The sequence below is a fragment of the Micromonospora sp. WMMD558 genome, assembly GCF_049315255.1.
In the GTDB taxonomy this organism is placed as follows: Bacteria; Actinomycetota; Actinomycetes; order Mycobacteriales; family Micromonosporaceae; genus Micromonospora.
This window is the reverse complement of record NZ_CP186061.1, coordinates 267,749-286,058: the sequence shown is the minus strand read 5'-3', so window position 1 is coordinate 286,058 and position 18,310 is coordinate 267,749. Positions and strand designations below refer to the sequence as shown.

General features: G+C 72.8%; 19 protein-coding genes. 10 read left to right on the top strand and 9 right to left on the bottom strand.

Annotated elements, in window-relative coordinates; translation table 11 throughout:
• Positions 1 to 48: 48 nt before the first annotated feature.
• Complete coding sequence (locus ACN26Y_RS01345; RefSeq protein WP_155333688.1) at positions 49 to 906, bottom strand: FAD:protein FMN transferase; 858 nt, start codon at positions 904 to 906, stop codon at positions 49 to 51.
• A gap of 212 nt (positions 907 to 1,118) precedes the next feature.
• Between ACN26Y_RS01345 and ACN26Y_RS01340 the strand changes: the two genes are divergently transcribed.
• Both ACN26Y_RS01340 and ACN26Y_RS01335 read left to right on the top strand, forming a co-directional pair.
• Positions 1,119 to 2,150 (top strand): 3-isopropylmalate dehydrogenase, encoded by a 1,032-nt coding sequence (locus ACN26Y_RS01340; protein ID WP_155333687.1) that lies wholly within the window; start codon positions 1,119 to 1,121, stop codon positions 2,148 to 2,150.
• Between the two features lie 232 nt (positions 2,151 to 2,382).
• On the top strand, positions 2,383 to 3,480 hold the full coding sequence (locus ACN26Y_RS01335) for a branched-chain amino acid aminotransferase (protein WP_155333686.1): 1,098 nt from the start codon (positions 2,383 to 2,385) through the stop codon (positions 3,478 to 3,480).
• Positions 3,481 to 3,547: 67 nt separating this feature from the next.
• Here ACN26Y_RS01335 and ACN26Y_RS01330 read toward each other — a convergent pair whose 3' ends face one another.
• The 4 genes from ACN26Y_RS01330 to ACN26Y_RS01315 form a co-directional block, all read right to left on the bottom strand.
• Positions 3,548 to 4,276, bottom strand: a complete 729-nt coding sequence (locus ACN26Y_RS01330; protein ID WP_155333685.1) for a tyrosine-protein phosphatase — start codon at positions 4,274 to 4,276, stop codon at positions 3,548 to 3,550.
• 58 nt (positions 4,277 to 4,334) lie between these two features.
• The gene (locus tag ACN26Y_RS01325; RefSeq protein ID WP_155333684.1) at positions 4,335 to 4,793 is read right to left on the bottom strand and encodes a PRC-barrel domain-containing protein; all 459 of its coding nucleotides are present in this window, start codon (positions 4,791 to 4,793) and stop codon (positions 4,335 to 4,337) included.
• 141 nt (positions 4,794 to 4,934) lie between these two features.
• Positions 4,935 to 5,465, bottom strand: a complete 531-nt coding sequence (locus ACN26Y_RS01320) for a carboxymuconolactone decarboxylase family protein (protein ID WP_155333683.1) — start codon at positions 5,463 to 5,465, stop codon at positions 4,935 to 4,937.
• Positions 5,466 to 5,467: 2 nt separating this feature from the next.
• The gene (locus ACN26Y_RS01315) at positions 5,468 to 6,028 is read right to left on the bottom strand and encodes a peroxiredoxin (RefSeq protein ID WP_155333682.1); all 561 of its coding nucleotides are present in this window, start codon (positions 6,026 to 6,028) and stop codon (positions 5,468 to 5,470) included.
• A gap of 337 nt (positions 6,029 to 6,365) precedes the next feature.
• Here ACN26Y_RS01315 and cimA point away from each other — a divergent pair, with 337 nt between their 5' ends.
• A complete protein-coding gene (gene cimA / locus ACN26Y_RS01310) occupies positions 6,366 to 7,949 on the top strand; it encodes a citramalate synthase (protein ID WP_155333681.1) in 1,584 nt (527 codons plus the stop codon).
• A gap of 53 nt (positions 7,950 to 8,002) precedes the next feature.
• On the opposite strand, the gene ACN26Y_RS01305 is transcribed toward cimA, so the two are convergent.
• Both ACN26Y_RS01305 and ACN26Y_RS01300 read right to left on the bottom strand, forming a co-directional pair.
• Complete coding sequence (locus ACN26Y_RS01305; RefSeq protein ID WP_155334382.1) at positions 8,003 to 8,944, bottom strand: endonuclease/exonuclease/phosphatase family protein; 942 nt, start codon at positions 8,942 to 8,944, stop codon at positions 8,003 to 8,005.
• Between the two features lie 220 nt (positions 8,945 to 9,164).
• Positions 9,165 to 9,329, bottom strand: coding sequence for a hypothetical protein (locus ACN26Y_RS01300; RefSeq protein WP_155333680.1), 165 nt, complete (start codon positions 9,327 to 9,329; stop codon positions 9,165 to 9,167).
• Between the two features lie 17 nt (positions 9,330 to 9,346).
• Here ACN26Y_RS01300 and ACN26Y_RS01295 point away from each other — a divergent pair, with 17 nt between their 5' ends.
• The 7 genes from ACN26Y_RS01295 to arfB all read left to right on the top strand — a co-directional run bounded on the left by ACN26Y_RS01295 (position 9,347) and on the right by arfB (position 14,899).
• Entirely contained in the window at positions 9,347 to 9,889 is a 543-nt protein-coding gene (locus ACN26Y_RS01295; protein WP_155333679.1) for a hypothetical protein, read from the top strand.
• Positions 9,890 to 10,073: 184 nt separating this feature from the next.
• Positions 10,074 to 11,123 (top strand): AAA family ATPase, encoded by a 1,050-nt coding sequence (locus tag ACN26Y_RS01290; protein ID WP_155333678.1) that lies wholly within the window; start codon positions 10,074 to 10,076, stop codon positions 11,121 to 11,123.
• 29 nt (positions 11,124 to 11,152) lie between these two features.
• Positions 11,153 to 12,139, top strand: a complete 987-nt coding sequence (locus ACN26Y_RS01285) for a DUF58 domain-containing protein (protein WP_196255959.1) — start codon at positions 11,153 to 11,155, stop codon at positions 12,137 to 12,139.
• Positions 12,136 to 13,095, top strand: coding sequence for a VWA domain-containing protein (locus ACN26Y_RS01280; protein WP_155333676.1), 960 nt, complete (start codon positions 12,136 to 12,138; stop codon positions 13,093 to 13,095). Before ACN26Y_RS01285 ends, ACN26Y_RS01280 begins: the two co-directional genes overlap by 4 nt.
• A gap of 52 nt (positions 13,096 to 13,147) precedes the next feature.
• Entirely contained in the window at positions 13,148 to 14,011 is an 864-nt protein-coding gene (locus ACN26Y_RS01275) for a S1C family serine protease (RefSeq protein WP_155333675.1), read from the top strand.
• A gap of 109 nt (positions 14,012 to 14,120) precedes the next feature.
• Positions 14,121 to 14,408, top strand: coding sequence for a hypothetical protein (locus ACN26Y_RS01270; RefSeq protein WP_155333674.1), 288 nt, complete (start codon positions 14,121 to 14,123; stop codon positions 14,406 to 14,408).
• A gap of 65 nt (positions 14,409 to 14,473) precedes the next feature.
• The gene (gene arfB, locus ACN26Y_RS01265) at positions 14,474 to 14,899 is read left to right on the top strand and encodes an alternative ribosome rescue aminoacyl-tRNA hydrolase ArfB (protein ID WP_155333673.1); all 426 of its coding nucleotides are present in this window, start codon (positions 14,474 to 14,476) and stop codon (positions 14,897 to 14,899) included.
• An 8-nt stretch (positions 14,900 to 14,907) separates the two neighbouring features.
• Here arfB and ACN26Y_RS01260 read toward each other — a convergent pair whose 3' ends face one another.
• Complete coding sequence (locus ACN26Y_RS01260) at positions 14,908 to 17,379, bottom strand: low temperature requirement protein A (protein ID WP_155333672.1); 2,472 nt, start codon at positions 17,377 to 17,379, stop codon at positions 14,908 to 14,910.
• A gap of 45 nt (positions 17,380 to 17,424) precedes the next feature.
• Positions 17,425 to 18,294: a 3-methyladenine DNA glycosylase gene (locus ACN26Y_RS01255; RefSeq protein ID WP_155333671.1), complete on the bottom strand. Its 870-nt coding sequence runs from the start codon at positions 18,292 to 18,294 to the stop codon at positions 17,425 to 17,427.
• Between the last annotated feature and the right edge of the window lie 16 nt (positions 18,295 to 18,310).

Here is an 18,310-nt window from a genome sequence, read left to right as displayed (position 1 = left end):
GCGCCGGTCACGTTCGCCGGCGAGGCCCGGCGCCCGGGAGCAGTTTGCTCAGCGGCGGTCGGCGAAGAGCGCGCGGTAGTCGGATCCGTCGCGGAACCAGGCCAGCCCGGCGGGGCCGGCGGCGTAGAGCGCGGTGGCGTAGGCGTCGGCGACGGCCAGGTCCGGCCCGATGACGGTGGCGGCGACCAGGTGGTCGGCCGGCTCGCCGGTGTGCGGGTCCACGACATGTCCCTGTCGCCCGGTCACGCCGGACGTGCCGACCGCACCGGCGGTCATCTCCAGCACCAGCGGGGCGCGCCGCCGGTCGGTGGGATGGTGCACCGCCACCCGCCAGGGGCCGCCGTGCGGCGCGTGACCGCGTACGACGAGGTCGGCGCCCGCGAGCACGACGTAGTCGTTAACGCCCGCGGCGCGCAACCGGGCCGCCGCCCGCTCCACCGCCCACCCGCCGAGCAGTCCGCCCGGGTCGAAGCCGCCGGGCACCGCCCACGCGTCGAACCAGCCGTCGGTGGCGGCCCGCATCGCGGCGCAACGGTCCACCAGGTCGGCCAGGGGTGGGTACGACTCCGGGCTGATCTCGCCCCGGCGCAGCCGGGACACGAGGCTCTCCGGGCGGGTGGGCCCGTAGGTCAGGTCGATCGCGCGCAGCTCCGCCACGGCGTCGCGCAGCGCCTCGCCGACGCCCCGGCGGCCGAGCCACTCCGGCGCGTTCAGCAGCAGCGTGTACTCGGCGGTGGCGGTGCGGACCGTGTGCTGGACGGCGATGCGGTCGTCGGCCGCCGCGCCGACCCCGTCGACGCGGTGGTGGAGGGCGCCGAGGCGCAGATCCGGACGCCGGTGGGGCTGGAAGACCGACGGGTCGACCCAGCGGGTCCGTGGCTGCTCGTCGATCCGCACAACTACCATGCCTCCTCGGCCCACGGCTCCGCCCCGTCGCGGCGCCGGTCGCGAGCCCCCGTGACCCGCTGGTCATCAGGCTAGGCAGCGCAGATGACCACCCCATGAATGTCACCTGGAAGCCTCCTGTGCATCCGGGTTTCCCAGATGATGGAAGATTCGTACCGGGAGTCGGGATGGCGGCGTACCGTCGGTTCAACGGTGGAGCGAAGGAGCGCAGCGTGGCACGGATCGCGGTGGTGGCCGGGGACGGCATCGGCCCTGAGGTGGTCGCGCAGGCCCGCAAGGTCGTCGACGCGGTGCTTCCCGGCGTGGCGGCCACCGAGTACGACCTCGGTGCCGCCCGTTACCACCGCACCGGCGAGGTGCTGCCCGACTCGGTGCTCGACGAGCTGGCCGGGCACGACGCCATCCTGCTGGGTGCCGTCGGCGACCCGACCGTCCCGCCCGGTGTGCTGGAACGCGGTCTGCTGCTCAAGCTGCGCTTCGCCTTCGACCAGTACGTGAACCTGCGCCCGTCGCGGCTCTGGCCCGGCACGGCCGGCCCGCTCGGCGGCGTCAAGCCCGGCGAGGTCGACCTGGTCGTGGTCCGCGAGGGCACTGAGGGCCTGTACGCGGGCGCCGGCGGCAGCCTGCACCGGGGCACCCCCGCGGAGATCGCCACCGAGGAGAGCCTCAACACCCGGCACGGAGTGGAGCGGGTGATCCGGGACGCGTTCGCCCGCGCCCGCCGGCGCGAGCGGCGCAAGGTGACCCTCGTGCACAAGACCAACGTGCTCACCCACGCGGGATCGCTGTGGGGGCGGACCTTCGAGACGGTCGCCGCCGAGCACCCCGACGTGGCGACGGAGTACCAGCACGTCGACGCCGCCGCGATGTTTTTGGTGACCCAGCCCCAGCGGTACGACGTGGTGGTCACCGACAACCTGTTCGGTGACATCCTCACCGACATCGCCGCCGCGGTCACCGGCGGCATCGGGCTCGCGGCCAGCGGCAGCATCAACCCCGAGGGCGCGTACCCGTCGATGTTCGAGCCGGTGCACGGCTCCGCGCCGGACATCGCCGGTCGCGGTGTGGCCGACCCGGTGGCGGCGGTGCTCTCCGCCGCCCTCCTGCTCGACCAGCTCGGCCACGCCGAGGAGGCGGCCCGGATCACCGCCGCCGTCGGCGCGGAGCTGGCCGCGCGGACGCCCGGCGTACCGGTACGCACCGACGAGGTCGGCGACCGGCTGGCCGCGTACGCGACCGCCTGAACCCGTCCGGTCGCCGCTCGGCGACCGCGATCCACGGGCCCCGACCCGGCGCCCGTGGCCACCGACCCGGCCCGACCCCGTCACCAGGGGCGGCGCCACGTCGGCCCGTCCGGCGGCGCCCACGCGGCCCGGCGGCGCTACCCGCTGAACGACCGTTCGGGGTAAGTTTCTCGCACCAGACTTCTCGGCATGCGGACCCGTGTGCCGTCCGTCCCCCAGGGAGGTCAGCGCGATGAGCGGTGGTGACAAGCTCGACTTCGAGATCCGTCCGAATCCCGCGCCGGTATCCGCCGCCGACCGGGCCGCACTGCTGGCCAACCCCGGCTTCGGGCGGGTCTTCACCGACCACATGGTCACCATCCGCTACGCCGACGGCAAGGGCTGGTACGACGCCCGGGTGGAGGCGCGGGCGCCGATCCCGATGGACCCGGCCGCCGCCGTCCTGCACTACGCGCAGGAGATCTTCGAGGGGATGAAGGCGTACCGGAGCGGCGACGGTGGGGTGACGATGTTCCGCCCGTACGCCAACGCGGCCCGGTTCGCCGCGTCCGCCCGGCGGATGGCGATGCCCACGCTGCCCGAGGAGACCTTCGTCGACTCGCTGCACCGGCTCATCGAGGTCGACCGCGAGTGGATCCCGGAGGGCGAGGACGGCAGCCTCTACCTGCGACCGTTCATGTTCGCCAGCGAGGTGTTCCTCGGTGTCCGCCCCGCCAACGAGTACCTGTACGCGGTCATCGCCTCCCCGGTCGGGGCGTACTTCTCGGGTGGGGTCCGGCCGGTGACGGTCTGGGTCTCGCCGGACTACACGCGGGCGGCACCGGGCGGCACCGGCGCGGCGAAGTGCGGCGGCAACTACGCCGCCTCGCTGGTCGCGCAGGCGGAGGCGATCGAGCACGGCTGTGACCAGGTCGTCTTCCTGGACGCGGTGGAGCGCCGGTTCGTCGACGAGCTGGGCGGCATGAACGTCTTCTTCGTCTACGACGACGGCACGCTGGTCACTCCGCCGCTGACCGGCACGATCCTGCCCGGCATCACCCGGGAGTCGGTGCTCGCCCTGGCCGCCGGCGCGGGGCACCGGGTGGAGGAGCGGCCGGTCACCTTCGCGGACTGGCAGGCCGACGCGGCCAGCGGCCGGCTGCGCGAGGTGTTCGCCTGCGGCACCGCCGCCGTGATCACCCCGATCGGCACGGTCCGCTTCCCGGACGGCGAGTTCCTCATCGGTGGCGGGGAGCCGGGCCGGGTGACGATGGCCCTGCGCCAGCAGCTGGTCGACATCCAGCGCGGCAACGCCCCCGACCCGCACGACTGGGTCCACCGCGTGTTCTGAAAGGAAGGGCCCCTTCTTAACGCCTGGCGTAGAGGAGGGGCCCCTTCTTAACGTCGGGCCTCGGCGGCTACTCCAGCAGGTGGTTGCGGAGGGTGTCGAGCTGCGCTTCGGTGACGCCCGCGTGCCGCAGGTACCCCTCGACCGAGCCGTACCCCTCGCGGAGCTCGGCGAGGAACAGCAGCATCGCCTCCTCGGGGCAGGTGAGCGGCGGCAGCCCCGGCCGCACTTGCTGCCCGGTCGACCTGAACCAGGCCATGAACTTCTCGCCGGCCTCGGTGCTCAGGGCGTAGTCCGCCGCGATGTCGGCGTCGGCGACGCCGAGCACGGCGAGCGTGAGGCCGCAGACGATGCCGGTGCGGTCCTTGCCGGCCACACAATGCACCAGCACCGGCGCGTTGACGTCGTCGGCGATCAGCCCGACGGCCTCGCCCAGCCCGGCGGTGCCGGTCTGCGCCAGGTCCGCGTACCGGTCGGCGAGGTAGCGGGCCAGGTCGGCTCCGGGCCGGTACGGGTTGTCGCTCCACTCGGCGTGCTCGGGGTGGATGTGCCGCCAGGTCAGGCCGTCCAGGTCGGGAATCCGGCCGTCGCGCTCCACCTCGTACGGGCGGCGCAGGTCGAGCACCGTCCGTACCCCGAGGGCGGCCAACGCCTCCCGGTCGGCGTCGTCGAGTCGGTGCGGTGAGTCGGACCGGAAGAGCCGGCCCCGGCGGACGGCGCGGCCGTCGTGGCCGACCGCCCCGCCGATGTCGCGGAAGTTGAAGAGGGTGGAGAAACGGGTGACCTCGATTGCGTCCACCCCGACACGGTAACGGCCGGCGGGGCGGAGCCCCACCGGCCGTCGAACAGGATCACCGTCACCTGGCGGTACCCGGCGGGATGGCCGAGTACGTGTCGCCGTAGTAACCACCGAGCTTGTCCCGGTATGCCGGGTCGGTGTCGGCGGTCTCGTCGAACTCGGGCGCGGCCTTGATCTGGTCCTTGCTCCGGTCGACGTAGACCTTCCGCTCGTCGTGGTCGACGTGGTTGACGGTGCCGGCAGGGATCATGACCTTCTTGCCGAAGATCCACGGGCCGGTGTCGACAACGAGGTAGCTGGAGTTGACCTCGTGGCTGGACCGGTCCACCTTGCCGATGCTGCCGTCACTCGCCTCGACCTTGTAGTCCACCAGGTCGGCGCCGATCAAACCGGCGTCGTCCCGGTAGCTCCAGGGGTCGAAGGTGCCGCCGGGCGTGCCGCCCGGGAAGGCGCCCTGACCGCCGGTCACGAGCGGGTCCGGCGTCCCGTGGGTCGTTCGAGGGTCGAGCCGCTCCATGGCGTTTCATCTCCTCTACTCGACTGATCGGGGGTTGGTGCCTGTCAGCCCCATGTCCTACCCGGTGTCGAGATCGGTACACCCCGGGCCGCGAACGAAAAGGGCCGGCCGGTGTGAACCGGCCGGCCCTTCGCGGCTGACTCAGGCGAGCGCGGCCTCGGCGTCGAGGGTGACCGCGGCGGCGTGCACGACCGCGGCGATGCGCAGGCCCTCGTGCACCTGCTCACGGCTGAAGCCGGCGGCGCGCAGGGTCTTCTCGTGCGACTCGAGGCAGACACCGCAGCCGGTGATCGCAGAGACGGCGAGGCACCACAGCTCGAAGTCGGCCTTCTCCACGCCCGGCCGCGCGATGATCTGCATCCGCAACCGCGCCGGGATCGACTGGTACTGCTCGTCGCCGATCAGGTGCTTGGCCCGGTAGTAGACGTTGTTCATCGCCATGATCGCGGCGGCGCCCTTGGCCGCCTCGACCGCATCCGGCCCCAGGTGAGCGGCGGCCTCCTCGGCGACCTCCTTCAGCACCACCGCGTTGCGCGCCGCGACGGCGCAGGCCAGGGCGGTGCCCCAGGCCTGTTCCGGCTTGAGCGTGGAGGTGCCGATGGTCGAGCCCAGGTTCAGCTTGATGTCCTTGGCGTACTCGGGAAGAGCCGCCTTCACCGCGTCCAGACCCATGGTCAGGCCCCGGCGCCGGCGAGGAGCGCGGTGGCGTCGAGGGTCTCGCCGCCCTTGTTCCAGTTGCACGGGCACAGTTCGTCCGTCTGGAGCGCGTCGAGCACCCGCAGCACCTCGGAGACGTTCCGGCCGACGGAGCCGGCGGTCACCATGGCGAACTGGATCTCGTTGTCGGGGTCGACGATGAAGGTCGCCCGCTGCGCTACGCCGTCCTCGCCGAGGACGCCGCACGCGGCGGTCAGCTCACGCTTGATGTCGCTCAGCATCGGGAAGGGCAGGTCCCGCAGGTCCGGGTGGTCCTTGCGCCACGCGTAGTGGACGAACTCGTTGTCGACCGACACACCGAGGACCTGGGCGTCCCGGTCGGCGAACTCGCCGTTGAGGCGGCCGAACTCGGCGATCTCGGTCGGGCAGATGAACGTGAAGTCCTTCGGCCAGAAGAATACGACGCGCCACTTGCCCTCGTAGGACTTGTGGTTGATCGTCTCGAACGCCTTGTCGGCGTCGAGCGACACGCAGGCGGTGAGTTCGTACTCGGGGAAGTGGTCACCGACAGTGAGCACGGGTCCTCCTTGACAGCGGCACGGGGCCGGCAACTGGATCGGTTCCAGATACTTCCCCCACCGGTGTTCACGCCTGGTGGCGGCCGGGTGACTTGTGAAGCTGATCACCAACGCCGGATTTCCGCCGGCTCGCCGACATCGACAGGGTATGACGACCCTCCGTCACCGTCCCGGAATGTGGATTGCGCTCCCAAAACCAGCACCGGGGTGGCACAGTAACGATCGTGACCAGCACCGTCCTGATTATTGGCACCTAGCGCGCCGGCCTCCCCTCCGCCGAGCGCGCAGACCTCCCGCATCCGCGGGGGGTCTTTTTGTTGCTTGAGAAAGGATCCCGATGACGTTCCAGGTCTACGACACGACCTTGCGCGACGGCGCCCAGCGCGAGGGGCTCAGCTACTCGGTGGTGGACAAGCTCGCGGTGGCCCGGCTGCTCGACGAGTTCGGGGTCGGCTTCATCGAGGGCGGATGGCCGGGCGCCGTGCCCAAGGACACGGAGTTCTTCCGCCGGGCGCGTACCGAACTCGACCTGAGGCACGCGGTGCTGGTCGCGTTCGGCGCCACCCGCCGCGCCGGGGTGGCCGTCGCCGAGGACCCGCAGGTACGCGGCCTGCTGGACGCGGAGACCCCGGCGATCGCCCTGGTCGCCAAGGCCGACCTGCGGCACGTGGAGCGGGCGCTGCGGACCACCGCCAAGGAGAACCTGGCGATGATCCACGACACGGTGGCGCACCTGGTGGCCGAGGGGCGGCGGGTGTTCGTCGACGGCGAGCACTTCTTCGACGGCTACCGGCACGACCCGGCGTACACGGCGGGGGTCGTCGAGGCCGCGCTCGCCGCGGGCGCCGAGCGTTTCGTCCTCTGCGACACCAACGGCGGCATGCTGCCCTCCCACGTCACGGCCGCCATCGCCGACCTCACCGACCGGATCGGCGTCGCCCCCGACCTGCTCGGCATCCACTGCCAGAACGACACCGCCTGCGCGGTGGCCAACACCATCGCCGCGGTGGAGGCGGGCGTACGGCACGTCCAGGGCACCGCCAACGGGTACGGCGAGCGCCCCGGCAACGCCGACATCTTCGCCGTCGTGGCGAACCTCCAGCTCAAGCTCGGGCTGCCGGTCCTACCGGCGGGCTGCCTCGAGCAGATGGTGCGGGTCTCCCACGCCATCGCCGAGATCGCCAACATCGCCCCCGACACCCACCAGGCGTACGTCGGGGCCGCCGCCTTCGCCCACAAGGCGGGGCTGCACGCGAGCGCGATCAAGGTGGATCCGCTGCTCTACAACCACGTGGACCCACAGGTGGTGGGCAACGACATGCGGATCCTCGTCACCGAGATGGCCGGCCGGGCCAGTGTCGAGCTCAAGAGCCGAGAGCTGGGCCTGGACCTGGCCGGCCATCCGGAGACCCTGACCCGGGTCACCAACCGGGTGAAGGAACTGGAGGCCGGCGGCTGGTCCTTCGAGGCCGCCGACGCCTCGTTCGAGCTGCTGGTCCGCTCCGAGCTGCCGGACGCGGCGCCCGCGCGGCCGTTCGCGCTGGAGTCGTACCGGGTGCTGGTCGAGCACCGCGAGGACGGCGCGGTCGTCTCCGAGGCGACGGTCAAGATCCGCGTACGCGGGGAGCGAGTGATCGCCACCGCGGAGGGGAACGGCCCGGTCAACGCGCTCGACGAGGCGCTGCGCGTCGGCCTGGCGAAGCACTACCCGGAACTGCGCGACTTCGAGCTCGCCGACTACAAGGTGCGGATCCTGGAGGGTAGCCACGGCACCGGCGCGGTGACCCGGGTGCTGGTGGAGACCTCCGACGGCGCCGGCCGTGACTGGACCACCGTCGGGGTGCACCCGAACGTGGTGGAGGCCAGCTGGCACGCCCTCGTCGACGCCCTCACGTACGGGCTGGACCGGGCGCGGGTGTGAGGCGTTAGGAAGGGACCCTTTTACAACACCAGGCGTTAACAAGGGGCCCTTCCTTACACCGAGGTCGGGAGGCGGAGGACGGCCAGCACCGCGCGGTGGTCGCTGCCGCGGACCGGGTGCACGGAGACGCCGCGGACGGCGATCCGCCGGTCCACCAGCACGTGGTCGATGGTGACCGGCGGGATGGGATCGCCGTCGTACGGCCCCCACGTCCCGGTGAGCCCGGCGCCGGCCGCCTCGGCCGCGTCCACGTACCCGGTGTCGAGCAGGGCGCGCAGCGGGCCGTGGTCGAGCGTCGCGTTGAAGTCGCCGGCGAGGATGCTCAGCGACCCGTCCGGGGTCGCCGGTGGCTGAGCTGCGAGATCCGTGCGCCAGTGGCCGACCTGGTCGAGCGCGTAGGGCGCGGCGGGATGCGCCGACTCCACCCGGACCGGCGGCGCGCCCGGCACGGCGACCGTCGCGTACGCCTGGTCGAAGCCCCAGCCGCCGCGGTTGTGCCGGACGCCGCCCGCGCTGACGGGGAAGCGCGCGTACAGCCCGGAGCCGAGCGTGCCCTCCGCCGGGTGCAGTTCCCGGTGCGGTAGCAGGGTGTCCAGGCCCAGCCGGTCCAGCTCCGCACCGATCTCCGGGGTGAACTCCTGCACGGCGAGCACGTCGACCGAGTGCCGGCGGACCAGGTCGACGAGCACCCGTGCGTCGGCGGTGCCGGCCAGCAGGTTCGCGGTCAGCAGCCGGAGGGCCGGCCCGCCGGCGTCCGGCGGGGCCGAGCCGATCGCCCGCGGCGCCACCACGGCGACCAGCGCCACCGTCGTCAGCGCCGCGACCATCGCGGGCCACCGGCGCCGCAGGGCGACCGTCAGCACCAGGGGGAGCAGGCTGCCCGCCGCGACGTACGGCGTGAACGCCAGCAACTGGACGAGCGGTCCCCGGTCCAGGCCGAGCAGGCGGACCACCGCCCACCCGACACCCGGCACGACGGCCGCCCAGCAGACCAGCGTGGCGGCGCGCCCGCCGCCGTCCCCGTCCGTTCCGCGCACGTCAGCAGACTAGGGTGTCACCGCCGGGGGCGCGGACCCGGACCGCGAACGCAGCGTTTTCATGAATGGGCGGGCGTTCGCTTTTCGCATTTATGGAATGGGTTTGCCAGGCGTGATCGACTATTGACGTCCAGCTTTTTGTGGTGTTAGTTTCCACCTGGTTGCGGCGTCACGTCTTTCAGTGGTTGCCGCAGGTCAGAGTCCATATGGTCGGTGTGAAGCCGCCATTCGCGGTGCGCTCGGTGATCAATGATTCCCGGCGAATGGTGCTCATTTTCCGCACCGGCGAAATCGTCAGGCAAACCGTCCCGTCATCCCGGGTCGGCCGGATCATCACGGTCACAAAAAGGGAGTCCTGTCATGACCTCGATCCTCAGACGCAAGGCCGCGACGGTCGCGTTCGTCGTCCTGGCCCTCACCCTCGCCGGCGGCGGGATGGCCGTCGCGAAGCCGGGCACGCAACCTCCCGCCGAGGCCGCGCAGTCGCTGCGCCAGCCGCGGGCGAACGCCCAGCCCCCGGTGACCGGGGTGGAGCGGGCGGCGGCCAGGGCCGCCCTCGCCAGGGGTGAGGCGGGCACGCTCGCGATCGGCACCCTGTACGGAGCGGTGGTCGAGCAGAACCCGGTGACCGGGGTGTGGCAGGTCACCCGCGCCTCCCACCCGGGCATCACGGTCACCCAGGTCGGCGTCGGCTGGTTCTCGGTGAACTTCCCGGTCAACGTCGCCACCGCCATCCACACCGCGACCATCGGCACGACGAGGAGTCTCTACGTCCCGCCGAGTGGGGAGATCGCTTCGGCGCCCCGGCGGGACCTGGCCAACTCGATCTTCGTGGCCACCCGCACCTCGGCCGGCGGCAACAAGAGCCTGCCGTTCCACCTGGTCGTCCACCCGGTGGTCTGAGTCCTCGACGGACCGGCTCCCGGCGTCGCTTGAAGCCGGGAGCCGGTCCTTGAAGCCGGGAGCCGGTTCCCTCTCCGGCCGGCTGGGCGGCTTGTCCCGCTCCGGCCATGGTTCGACCGGTAAGTGCCTGGTAGCGGCGGTAATTCCGACGTTTGTCCGACGGCCGGCACGGGAAGCAAGCACCGTGACGGACATCTCGGACACCCTGGCCAGCATGCCCAACGCGGTCGATCCCGACGCGACCAGCGCCGAGCTGCAGCAGACCCTCGCCGAGGTCAGACGCGTGATCGTCGGGCAGGACCGGCTTGTCGAGCGCCTGCTCACCGCCCTCCTGGCCGACGGTCACTGCCTCCTGGAGGGGGTGCCCGGCGTTGCGAAGACGCTCGCGGCGCAGACCCTCGCCACGGTCGTGGGGGGCGGTTTCTCCCGTATCCAGTTCACCCCCGACCTGGTCCCGTCGGACATCGTCGGCACGCGCATCTACCGGGCCTCGCGGGAGACCTTCGACATCGAGCTGGGCCCGATCATGGCGAACCTGGTGCTCGCCGACGAGATCAACCGGGCTCCGGCGAAGGTGCAGTCCGCGCTGCTGGAGGCGATGGCCGAGCGGCAGGTCTCGATCGGCGGGCGGAGCTGGGAGGTCCCCGAGCCGTTCCTGGTGCTGGCCACCCAGAACCCGATCGAGTCCGAGGGCGTCTACCAGCTGCCCGAGGCGCAGCGTGACCGGTTCCTGATGAAGATCGTCGTCGACTACCCGACCGACGACGAGGAACTCGCGATCCTCTACCGGATGAGCGTCGACCGGCCCACGCCCCGCCGGGTGCTGGACCCGCAGCGGCTGCTCGACCTCCAGGCCCGGGCGGCCCGCGTCTTCGTGCACCACGCCCTCGCCGAGTACGTGGTCCGGCTCGTCCTCGCCACCCGCGACCCCGGCCGGTTCGGGCTGCCCGAGATCGCGCCGCTGCTCGCGTACGGGGCGAGCCCCCGCGCCACGCTCGGCCTGGTCGCCGCGGCACGGGCGCAGGCGCTGCTGCACGGCCGGGAGTACGTGCTGCCCGAGGACATCCGCGATCTGGCGGTGGACGTGCTCGCCCACCGGCTGGTGCTCTCCTTCGACGCGGTCGCCGACGGGGTGTCCGCCGAGTCGGTGGTCCGGCGGCTGGTCGATGCCGTACCACCGCCCCGCGTCGCCACGGAGCACCCGGAACAGGCTGCGGACCTGGCGGCCGCCTGATGAGGTGGCGGGGCAGGACGGCGGCGACCCTGCCGCCGGACCCCGGCGTGGCCGACCTCGCCGGGGACGCGCGGCTGCGCCGGCTGGAGCTGACCGTGACCCGGCGGCTGGACGGACTGCTGCACGGGGAGCACCAGGGGCTGCTGCCGGGGCCGGGCAGCGAGCCCGCCGGCAGCCGGGAGTACCGCCCCGGGGAGGACGAGGTCCGGCGGATGGACTGGGCGGTGACCGCTCGCACGGCGGTGCCGCACGTACGCGAGGTCGACGCGGACCGGGAACTCACCACGTGGCTGCTGGTCGACGCCAGCCCCAGCATGGAGTACGGCACGGCGGAGCTGGACAAGCGGGAACTCGCCGTGGCCGCCGTCGCCGCGGTCGGCTTCCTCACCGCCGGGGTCGGCAACCGCCTCGGCGCGCAGGTGCTCACGCCGACCGGGCTGCGCCGCTTCCCGCCCGGCACCGGGCGTACCCACCTGTTCGGGCTGCTCCGGACGCTGCTGGCCGCGCCGCGTACCGGTGGCTACGACGAGGACACCGCCCCGCTCGCGCCGCCCGACCTGGTCGAGGCGCTGGACGCCGTGCACCGGGTGGCCACCCGGCGCGGGCTCGTGGTGGTCGTCTCGGACTTCCTCGACGGTCTGCCCGACGACCCGGCACAGGCGGCGCCCTGGGAGCGGACCCTGCGCCGGCTGGCCGTCCGCCACCAGGTGCTCGCCGTCGAGGTGACCGACCCGCGGGAGTGGGACCTGCCGGACGTCGGCCTGGTCACCCTGATGGACCCGGAGAGCGGCCGGCGGCGGGACGTCTGGACCGGGGATCCGGCCCTGCGGGAGCGGTACGCGGCCGCTGCGGCCGCCCAGCGCGACCAGGTACGCGAGGCGCTGCGGCGCAGCGGCGCGGCGCACCTGCCGCTGCGGACCGACCGGGACTGGGCGGCGGACGTCGTGCGCCACGTGCACCGGCAACGCCGGCTGGCCGCCGCACCCGCCACGACGATCCGGGGAGGTGCCGCGTGATCTGGCTGTCGCCGGTCCGCCTGTGGCTGCTGCTCGGCGTGCTCGCGCTGGTCGTCGGCTACATCCTGGTGCAGCGCCGCCGCAGCCGGTACGCCGTGCGCTTCACCAACCTGCGGCTGCTCGACCGGATCGCCCCGCAGCGTCCGGCGTGGCGCCGGCACGTCCCCGCCGGGCTCTTCCTCGCCATGCTCGCGCTGCTGGTGGTCGGCTTCGCCCGGCCCACCGCCGAGGTGCGGGTGCCCCGGGAGCGGGCGACCGTCATGGTGGCGGTGGACGTCTCCACCTCGATGCTCGCCGACGACGTGGAGCCGGACCGGCTCAGCGCCGCCCGGGAAGCGGCCCGGTCCTTCGTCGACGGCCTTCCCGACGAGTTCAACGTCGGTCTGGTGGCGTTCGCCGGCAGCGCCGCCATGCTGGTGCCGCCGAGCACCGACCGGGAGGCCCTGCACGAGGGGATCGGCCGGCTGGTCGAGGGCGCGACCGGCGTGCAGGGGACGGCGATCGGGGAGGCGATCAACACCTCGCTCGGGGCCGTGCGGAGCTTCGACGCCCAGGCGGCGAAGAACCCGCCGCCGGCCCGGATCGTCGTGCTGTCGGACGGTGCCAACACGGCCGGCATGGACCCGATGGAGGCCGCGGCCGACGCGGTGGCCATGAAGGTCCCGGTCTACACCATCGTGTTCGGCACCCCGAACGGCTTCGTCGACCGGTTCGGCCGGCCGATCCCCGTGCCGGTCGACGGGCAGACCCTGAGCGCCGTCGCCGACGAGACCGGCGGCCGGTTCCACGAGGCCGGCAGCGCCGAGGAGCTGAAGGCGGTCTACGAGGACATCGGCAGTTCGGTGGGCTACCGCACCGAGCGGCAGGACGTCTCGGCCCGGTTCATCGGCCTCGGACTGGTTTTCGCCATGGGCGCGGCGGCGGGCTCGATGCGCTGGTTCTCCCGCCTGCCCTGACCCGACCGGAGCCGGTCACGGTGCGGCCGATCGACACGTGAGGAGCGTACGCATGGCAGTGCAGACCGGGCTGGGCGAGCCGCGCGGCCCCTGGTTCGTCTCGCCGGAGCTGGACCCCGACGGGCGGTCCCGCTGGGACGTACCCGGATCGGACCGGGCCGGGGCGGGACGGCGCTGGCACGGGCGGCTGCTGGCCGGCCTGGCGGTGGTCGCCCTCTCCAGCGCCTCCGGCGCGGCGGCCGGTGGGCTGGTCGCGAGCCGGGAGGGCGCACCGGGCCCGGCGGCGGCCTCGGCCGCCCCGGTGCCGGCGGAACTGGTGACGGCGGCCGAGAAGACCGTCCCGGGGGTGGTGTCGGTGCTGGTGGGCGGTGCGGGCGGCGCCTCGGCGACCGGCTCCGGTTTCGCCGTGGACGACCAGCAGCACATCATCACCAACGACCACATCCTGGCGAAGGGCCGGAACGGCTCGGTGACCGTGGAGTTGCCGGACGGGCGGCGGTTCGCCGCGGAGGTGGTCGGCCGGGAGCCCCGCAGCGACCTCGCGGTGCTGCGGGTCCCGCCGTCGGCCGGCCTGTCCGCGCTGCCGCTGGCGAAACCGGGGTCGACCCGGGTGGGGGAGCCGGTCCTCGCCGTCGGCTCGCCGCTCGGCCTGGCCGGTACGGTCACGGCCGGCATCGTGAGCGCCCTGGACCGGCAGGTACGCCTCGGCGACAACCGGCACACCGCCGTCCAGACGGACGCGTCGATCAACCCGGGCAACTCCGGCGGTCCACTCGTGAACGCGCGCGGCGAGGTGGTCGGTGTGAACACCGCGATCGCCACGATCGACGGGAACGGGTCGATCGGCATCGGCTTCGCCATCCCGATCGAGCAGGTCCAGCAGACGGCCGACACCATCATCGGCAAGGGTGGCTGAGTTACGGTGAGTGACTGACCGATTACGCGTGGAATAGGGGATGTGTCGGATTTCAGCGCGCATCCATCAAGCCATGGAAATATCACGCTGAGTATGAATACTGACGGGGGTGGAGCGTCCTCTCATCGCGGTCCTCCTCCTGGTGGGCCTGATCATCGGAACCGGTGTGGGGTCGGCGTACGCCCGGGCGCGACGCGGGTGGACCGACTACCAGACCGTGAAAAAGTCGGTGCCCGGCGCCCGGCGCACCGCGTGGCTGCTCATCCGGGTGGTCACGACCAAGGTCGGCGTGATCGCCCTGCTGCTGGTCGGTGCCGTCGCGTACGCGGCGGTCGGCTCCGACGGCGAACCCGAGCGTGCCGACCCGAGCCCCTCCGCCACCACCGCTCCCCGCTGACCGGCGCGGGCCGCGCGTGCGGGGGACCGCGCGTACCGCGCCGGCCGCGGCGTTAGCCTCGGGGCATGGACGGAGGGCTGCGGGTGAACGACCGGTGGGTCGTGCCCGACGCCGAGCTGCGGGAGCGCTTCTCCCGGTCCTCCGGCCCGGGCGGCCAGGGCGTCAACACGACCGACTCGCGGGTCGAGCTCAGCTTCGACCTGGGCACCTCCCCGGGCATCCCGGACGCCCTCCGCGCGCGGGCCCTCGACCGTCTCGCCGGCCGGCTCGTCGACGGGGTGCTCACCGTGACCGCCAGCGAGCACCGGGCCCAGCTCGCCAACCGGGAGGCCGCCCGGGACCGGATGGCGGCGCTGCTGCGCGAGGCGATCGCGCCGCCGCCGAAGGCGCGGCGCCAGACGCGACCCTCCCGCGCGGCCAAGGAGCGCCGCCTGGCCGAGAAGAAGCGGCAGTCCCAGCGCAAGCGCGACCGTCGCGTCGACGGCGACTGACCAGGGCCTCACCGTTGCCCGGCCGCCCCGGCCGATCCGGGGGAGGGCGCCGGACGCCGCAGGTCGGCACCCCGGGTCACCTCCACGACGACCAGCAGCAGCCCGGCACCGACCAGCGCGCTCAACGTCACCAGCGGGGACAACCCGGCGGTCACCACCGCCAGCGCCGCCACGACGAGAGCGGTGACCACCCGGCGCGGCCGCAGGTCGCCGGCGACCCGCCACCAGAACGCCTCGTCCGCGACCAGGAACAGCAGGACTCCGCCGTACAACGCGACGTGCGCCACCGGGTACAGCGGGGGACTGGCCACGAAGAACGCCTGGGTGCCGAGCACCATCATGACCTTGCGCAGCCCGAGGGAGACGAGCACGATCCCGGCGATCATCGGCAGGTGCAGGTAGAGGTACGCGTCCCGGGCCAGGGCGCCCCGCGCTGCTCCGTGCCGCTCCGCCAGCGTCCGCTCGGCGAGCTCGGCGTCGCACCCGAAGTAGAGCCACCACAGGACGCCCAGCAACGCGGTGCCGAGCACGGCGGCCACGACGATGCGGTTGGAGACGGGGGAGTAGAAGACGGCGGCACCGATCGCGATCACCGCCTCGCCCAGGCCGATGATGATGATGAGGCTGAACCGGTCCGCCCAGTGCCGGGCGGACATGATCCGCCACCGGTGGGGGCGGATGATCAGCGGCCCCATGATGTCGATTCCGATCGCCGCCACCCACAGCGTCACACGGAGCGGCGAGAGCTGCCGGATGTCGCCGACCGGGTGCGGCGCGAGGGCCGCCACCACCAGCAGGGCCAACGCGAGCAGCGTCGGTGCCGCCATGCGACCGACGTTGCCCCGGCGAACCCGCTCGCCCCGACTGTGCGACGTCAACCACAGCGCCGCGAGGGCCAGCAGCCTGATCACCGCGTAGCAGGTCACGAACACGACCGGTCCCGACAGGCCGCCCGCGGCGTCCGCGAGGGCCTGCGGCACGGCAATGCTGATCACCGCCGTCACCGCGACCACCGTCACGATCGCGGCCCGCACCGCCGCCGTCTCCGCACGGACCGACGTGGCGAGCCAGACGTAGGTAGACCACGCCGACCAGAGCACCGCCAGCACCAGCAGGCCACGGAGCAGACCGGACCAGGTGGGATCATCCGACATCAGGGCGGACACCTGAAGGAACGCGAACACGAAGACCAGATCGAGGAAGAGCTCCTTCGGGGTGACACCGGTGCCCTCCTCGCTCGGCGTACCGATGTGGGCGTGCAGTTCCCGGTGCTTGTGCCGGAACACGGTGGCGTCGGAGATCGCCATGACGCCCACCGCGACGGTCAGCAGGACGAGCTGCGGCAGTACCGGCAGGCCGACCGCCACCGGCAGCAGCGCGAGGGTCAACACGATGCCGAGCAGGGGCGAGCGCCCGAACAGGCGCAGGGTCCGGACCTCGAAGGCGAAGAGGCCGACCAGGTAGAGCACGACGCCGCCGTAGAGCACCATCGGCCCGAGGGCGTCCGGCTCCGACGGGATGCGCAGCTGGGCCAGAGCGTGCTTGAGCGCCAGGGACACCAGGATCAACCCGGCCATCATCGGCAGGTGCAGATAGCTGTACGCGTCCCGGGCGAGTCTGGTCCGCCGGGCACCGGAAACCTGCCCCAGCGCCTGCTCAGCGGCGAAACGGGCGATGTCGAAGTAGGTCCACCAGAGCGTCCCGATCAGCACCACGCTGAGCAGCACACCGGCGATCACCGGCCAGGTCACCGGTTGGGCCACCGCAGCGCCCTGGCTCAACCCCACCGAGATGATGGTCTCGCCGAAACCGATCAGGATGATCAGGCTGTGCCGCTCCGCCCAGTACGGAATGGACCGTAGCCGCCACGCCCCGGTCCCGGCGGCGTACACCCCCGCGTACTCGATGACGATGGCGAGCACGACGAGACCGAACCGGGTCCAGTCCCGTAGCAGCCGGTCGTCGGTGAGCGCCGGGAGCAGGGCGGACGCGAGGACGAGCAGCATCCCGGCGATGGCTGGCGGCCACACCCGGCGGAACTGCCGGCGCAGCTCGGGCCGGTGGCGCAGCGCCAACGCGGCGACCAGCAACGGCCCGCCCCGGGCGACGACGTACCCCACCGCGAAGACCAGCGGTCCCGGCAGCCCGCCGGGCCGGTCGACGAACGCCTCCCGAACGGTCAGCGCCATCACGAACAGCGTCGCGGCCAGCCCGAAGGTCACCGCCGGCAGCACGCCCCGGTTGAGCCGGACCACGTTGCCCAGCCACGCGTAGTGGACCCAGCACCACCACAACAGCACCAGCAGCAACATGCCGCGGGGCACCCCGGCGACGTTGAACTGCTCGGCGGTCACCCCGGTGACGTTGAGGAACGCGTAGACGAAGACCAGGTCCAGGAAGAACTCCAGGCGGGTCACGCCCTCCGCCCGGCCCGCCAGATGGATGCGGCCGAAGTACGCGACGGTCCCGGCTTGCCTCACCCGACCACTGTGTCAAGCGCGGCGGCTCGCCCGGCCCGGTTCGGACTACTCGGGCAGGGCGTCGAGCAGGCGGGCGCGCAGCGCCGCGGCCCGCTCGGCGAAGCGGCGCTGCGCGGTCACGTACTCCGCCCGCCCCTCCGCGGTCTCCACCCGCACCGGTGGGTACCCGAGCGCGGCCAGATCGTACGGACTGGCCCGCATGTCGAGGGTGCGGATCTCCCCCGCCAGGTCGAAAGCGTCCGCCACGAGTTCGCTCGGCACCAGCGGCGACAGCTTGTACGCCCACTTGTAGAGATCCATGTTGGCGTGCAGGCAGCCGGGCTGCTCCAGTGCGTGCTGGCTCTCCCGGGTCGGGGTGAGCACGTTGAGCGGCCGGGCCGGGGCGGTGAAGAAGCGGTACGCGTCGAAGTGACTGCACCGTACGCCCCGCTCGTCGACGACCGCCGCGGTGCGCTCCGGGCTCAGCCGCAGCGGCCAGGCGTTGTGCCGCACCTCCGCCTGCGTCTGCCGGTAGACCATCGCCCACTCGTGCATGCCGAAGCAGCCGAACTGCGCGGACCGCCCGGCCGTGGCGCTGAGCAGCGCCCGGATCCAGGCGACCGACTCGGCGCGCCGGGCGCGTACCCCCTCGGTGTCGAGCGTCACCCCGGCGGCGCCGGCGCGGTAGTCCCGCCCGAGGTCGGCGGCGTCCGCGTCGCGCAGCACCACCCCGGCGCCCGGATGCCAGCGGCGCAGCTGGGCGGGGCGGTACGAGTAGTAGGTGAAGAGGAAGTCCTCCACCGGATGCTTCTCGCCGCGCCGCCGGCGGGCCAGGTGCGGCGTCAGCCAGGCGTCGACCCGCTCCTCGTGCGCCCGGCGCCGCGCCCGCCAGACCGCCGCGTCGAGCACAGCGGTCGGGGCGAGGGCGGCGGTCACGCACCCAGGGTACGAC